Source organism: Moorena sp. SIO2C4 (assembly GCF_010672485.1).
GTDB classification, from domain to species: Bacteria; Cyanobacteriota; Cyanobacteriia; order Cyanobacteriales; family Coleofasciculaceae; genus Moorena; species Moorena producens.
In genome coordinates this window covers 1-4,542 of sequence record NZ_JAAHGN010000606.1, presented here as the reverse complement: position 1 = coordinate 4,542, position 4,542 = coordinate 1, and the positions used below count along the sequence as shown (strand labels likewise).

4 protein-coding genes and 1 pseudogene are annotated in these 4,542 nt (G+C 46.5%); all 5 read left to right on the top strand.

The genetic code is table 11. The features are described 5' to 3' along the window. Positions 1–144: 144 nt before the first annotated feature. Positions 145–687, top strand: a complete 543-nt coding sequence (gene rimI, locus F6K20_RS25510) for a ribosomal protein S18-alanine N-acetyltransferase (RefSeq protein WP_287296496.1) — start codon at positions 145–147, stop codon at positions 685–687. A gap of 140 nt (positions 688–827) precedes the next feature. Next, entirely contained in the window at positions 828–3,296 is a 2,469-nt protein-coding gene (locus F6K20_RS25505) for an ATP-dependent Clp protease ATP-binding subunit (RefSeq protein WP_008179937.1), read from the top strand. A gap of 355 nt (positions 3,297–3,651) precedes the next feature. Next, complete coding sequence (locus F6K20_RS25500; RefSeq protein ID WP_008179935.1) at positions 3,652–3,855, top strand: DUF751 family protein; 204 nt, start codon at positions 3,652–3,654, stop codon at positions 3,853–3,855. A gap of 85 nt (positions 3,856–3,940) precedes the next feature. Further along, complete coding sequence (rbfA, locus tag F6K20_RS25495) at positions 3,941–4,339, top strand: 30S ribosome-binding factor RbfA (protein ID WP_008179934.1); 399 nt, start codon at positions 3,941–3,943, stop codon at positions 4,337–4,339. Then, positions 4,336–4,542: pseudogene (locus F6K20_RS25490) on the top strand (beta-glucosidase); the annotation flags it as partial. The gene rbfA and the pseudogene F6K20_RS25490, both read left to right, overlap by 4 nt.

Below are 4,542 nucleotides of genomic sequence, written 5' to 3'. Positions count from 1 at the left end.
ATGGGTTGAGTCGATAGCATTATGTAATTATTTTCCTGATTTTGCTTTACAGTTGGAACTTGCGTCTCGTTAATCAGTGTACAATTGAAGGCTGTGACTGTCTTAAAACTTAAACCCCTCAAAGCATAGCACCTAAGTGCCGCAGTGGCACTAGATCAGCTGTGTTTTGGTGGACTTTGGACTCGGTCGGGTTACGAGCGAGAGTTGGATAGCCCCAACAGTCAGTTGTTGGCTTTGGAAGCTCCTCCAAAAGGGGGCAAAAAACCAACTTTGCTTGAAGGCACAGGTGTTCCCATCACCTCATTACCCAATTGCCTGGTAGGCTTAGGTTGTTTTTGGTCAATTTTGGAGGAAGCCCATATTATTATTCTGGCAGTGCATCCTGACTACCAACGTCAAGGTTTGGGTCAATTACTGCTTTATTCATTGCTACAAGATGCTAAACAGCGTAATTTAGAGTGGGCAACCTTAGAGGTGAAACCATCTAATCAAGCAGCACTGGCTCTTTACCAAAAGTTCGGCTTTACTGAAGCTGGACGACGTAGAAATTATTACAAAGATACTGGGGAGGATGCTCTGATTTTATGGCGAGGGGGTCTGAAAACCCCTGAATTTGAAAAAACAATGGCCGATTGTTACGAGGAAATTAAACAGCGCTTGGCAGAGATTGACCTGGAAATTGGTTAATGGCTAATCGCCAGAAATGGCTGGGAAGTAAGTAAATAACTGTTTCAATTGCTGCGAGTTGTGTAAAAATCAACAGTGGGCTGATTTACCTGTGCTAGAATCAGCTTACACGGGCATGCAACAGGTGATGGGAATACGCCATGTTTGAACGCTTTACAGAAAAAGCCATTAAGGTGATCATGCTGGCTCAGGAAGAAGCACGTCGCCTAGGTCATAATTTCGTAGGCACAGAGCAAATCCTCCTGGGTTTGATTGGAGAAGGAACTGGCGTAGCTGCCAAGGTCCTCAAATCTATGGGCGTAAATCTCAAAGACGCTCGGATTGAAGTTGAGAAAATTATTGGCAGGGGTTCCGGCTTCGTTGCTGTCGAAATCCCGTTTACCCCTAGAGCAAAGCGGGTTCTAGAGCTATCCCTAGAAGAGGCTCGCCAGCTAGGCCATAACTACATTGGTACAGAACATCTGCTACTTGGGCTAATACGGGAGGGAGAAGGCGTAGCGGCTAGGGTTTTGGAAAACCTAGGAGTAGACCTGTCTAAAGTCAGAACCCAAGTTATCAGAATGTTGGGTGAAACGGCGGAAGTCACAGCAGGAGCCTCTCAAGGTCGTACAAAGACTCCTACTCTCGATGAGTTTGGCTCGAACCTAACCCAGATGGCTAGTGAAGGCAAGCTAGATCCAGTAGTAGGACGGGAAAAGGAAATAGAACGGGTAATCCAGATATTGGGACGCCGTACCAAGAATAACCCAGTATTGATCGGAGAACCAGGGGTAGGAAAAACTGCGATCGCAGAAGGCTTAGCCCAACGAATCGCTAACAATGATGTTCCAGACATTTTGGAAGAAAAGCGAGTCGTTACCCTCGATATTGGCTTACTGGTTGCTGGAACCAAATACCGGGGTGAGTTTGAAGAACGCCTGAAAAAAATTATGGATGAAATTCGTCAGGCATCTAACGTAATCCTGGTGATTGACGAGGTTCATACCCTGATTGGTGCAGGTGCAGCTGAAGGGGCAATTGATGCGGCAAATATCCTCAAACCAGCCTTAGCAAGGGGAGAATTGCAGTGCATTGGAGCGACAACTTTGGATGAGTACCGCAAACACATTGAGCGGGATGCAGCCCTAGAACGTCGTTTCCAACCAGTAATGGTCGGTGAACCGTCAGTAGAAGAAACTATTGAGATTCTATACGGCTTGCGGGAGCGCTACGAGCAACACCACAAATTGAAAATTTCCGATGAGGCTCTCGAAGCAGCAGCAAACCTCTCAGACCGTTATATTTCCGACCGTTACCTGCCAGATAAGGCCATTGACCTGATCGATGAAGCAGGAAGCCGAGTGCGTTTGATTAACTCCCAGTTGCCCCCAGCAGCAAAAGAGCTAGATAAAGAACTGCGTCAGGTCCTCAAAGAAAAAGATGATGCGGTACGCTCCCAGGACTTTGATCGAGCTGGGGAACTGCGCGATCGCGAAATGGAAATAAAGGCGGAAATTCGCTCAATTGCCCAAAGCAAGAAGAGCGAATCTCGGGGTACTGATGAAAGCCCAATTGTAGATGAAGAGGACATTGCTCACATTGTTGCCTCTTGGACTGGTGTGCCGGTACAAAAACTGACTGAATCAGAGTCAGAGAAACTACTTCACATGGAAGATACCCTGCATCAGCGCCTGATTGGTCAGGAAGATGCGGTTAAAGCCGTTTCCCGAGCAATTCGTCGAGCAAGGGTAGGCTTAAAGAATCCCAACCGTCCTATTGCCAGTTTTGTATTCTCTGGACCTACAGGGGTCGGTAAGACAGAATTAGCTAAGTCTTTGGCAGCTTACTTCTTCGGGTCTGAAGAAGCCATGGTGCGCCTAGATATGTCCGAATACATGGAGCGCCATACCGTTAGTAAGTTGGTAGGTTCGCCTCCTGGATATGTGGGCTACAACGAAGGTGGTCAACTAACTGAGGCAGTGCGTCGTCGTCCTTACACAGTAGTGCTGTTCGATGAAATTGAAAAGGCACACCCAGATGTGTTCAATATGCTACTGCAAATCCTAGAGGATGGCAGGTTGACTGACTCCAAGGGTCGGACGGTAGACTTTAAGAACACCCTGCTGATCATGACCTCGAATATCGGTTCCAAGGTTATTGAAAAGGGTGGCGGACAACTGGGCTTCGAGTTCAGCGATAATCAAGCGGAATCCCAATATAATCGAATTCGGAATCTAGTCAACGAAGAACTTAAACAGTACTTCCGCCCAGAGTTTCTGAATCGTTTAGATGAGATTATCGTCTTCCGTCAGTTGACCAAAGAAGAAGTCAAGGACATTGCCAAGATTCTGTTAAAAGAAGTGTTTGGTCGTCTGTACGAACAAGGCATTACTCTAGAAGTCAGCGAGAAGTTCAAAGACCGTTTGATCGAAGAGGGTTACAACCCCAGCTACGGGGCCAGACCATTACGTCGAGCAATCATGCGGTTGTTGGAGGATGTGCTGGCAGAAGAAATTCTCTCCAGTCGCATTAAGGAAGGAGATATTGCCTATGTTGATGTCAATGAAGAGGGTAAGGTACAAGTCAGTCGTAAGGAAAACCGAGAGCTTTTGCCTCAAGGAGTTGAGTAAATGATTGTAGGGTAAAGCCCCTAGTTATCCTGTGCTAACTCCCCTTAATCCCCCCCTTACTAAGAGGGGGGAATTTTTTGGCATTGTTTATTACAAATTACCAGAATAAGTACGGAAGAAGCTAAAAAAGTGCTACCAGTATTAAAGTAAGCTATCAGCCGTCAGCTATCAGCTATCAGCTAGCAAGCGCTTTAACTACACGGGGTCGGATGAGTAAAACGAACAGGGATTTTCAACCAGCGATACCAGCACCCCCCAGCTTGTTTACTACCTCCTGTTGATGAGTCATGATAGCTAAGGGTTGATAGCTGAATGCTTACGTATTAAAAATGGCACGATAATAGTTTATAGGATAATGGAAGACTTTTTTAAAAATGTATCTCGTTACCCACGCTATCTAATCAGTATTACTCTAGGGATATTCTATTCCCTGTTTTTGCTGGTAAAACCACTACTGAACCGCCCCCTAACTGCGATCGCATTAATTGGCATAGCCGTGGGAGTTTCTCTATTCTTGGTTTTCACCCTACGTGGCATGCTCGGCTTCAGTCCGGTTTAGATTAGGTTTAGACTAGGTTTAGACTAGGTTTAGACTAGGTGCGCGCAGCTTTCGATGATGCCCATACTTTAACAAAGGGAACGTCATGACTACAAATCGCCGTGTTTTTCGGGTTTCCTCCCTAATTCAGCAGGAGGTTAGTCAAATGTTGCTTAACGATATCAAAGATGACCGGGTCGGTAGTGGGATGGTTAGCATTACCAACGTTGATGTCTCTGGCGACTTGCAGCACGCTAAGATCTATGTCAGCATCTATGGCACTGATGAGGCAAGATCTAAAACAATGGCTGGATTAAAATCAGCTACAGGTTATGTCCGCCGAGAACTAGGTCGGCGGATTCGCCTGCGCCGCACACCAGAGGTGATGTTTATTGAAGACCGTGGTCTCGAAGGAGGCGATCAGATGCTGAACTTACTGAATCAGCTTTCTCAAGAACGCCAGAGCAAGCAACTCGAAGACGATATTTCTGGAGCACAAGCTTGAATTCTCTCCCAAAGTCACTGCCTGATCTAAATAACCTTTCCCTAGCAGAACAGGTGGCGCAAATGGTAGTGGTTCGAGCATCCGGCTACCTATTTGATCACCAAATTCAGTATCCGATTTGGGAACCCCCAGCCCAGCAATTGCAGCGTTGGTTGCAAGAGTTGGGTATTGGGGGTGTTATTTTACTAGGCGGGAGTGCTGTG

Coding starts and splice junctions, on each gene's coding strand:
- F6K20_RS25505 (WP_008179937.1), top strand. CDS start 828: ATGTTTGAACGCTTTACAGAAAAAGCCATTAAGGTGATCATGCTGGCT.
- F6K20_RS25500 (WP_008179935.1), top strand. CDS start 3,652: ATGGAAGACTTTTTTAAAAATGTATCTCGTTACCCACGCTATCTAATC.
- rbfA (WP_008179934.1), top strand. CDS start 3,941: ATGACTACAAATCGCCGTGTTTTTCGGGTTTCCTCCCTAATTCAGCAG.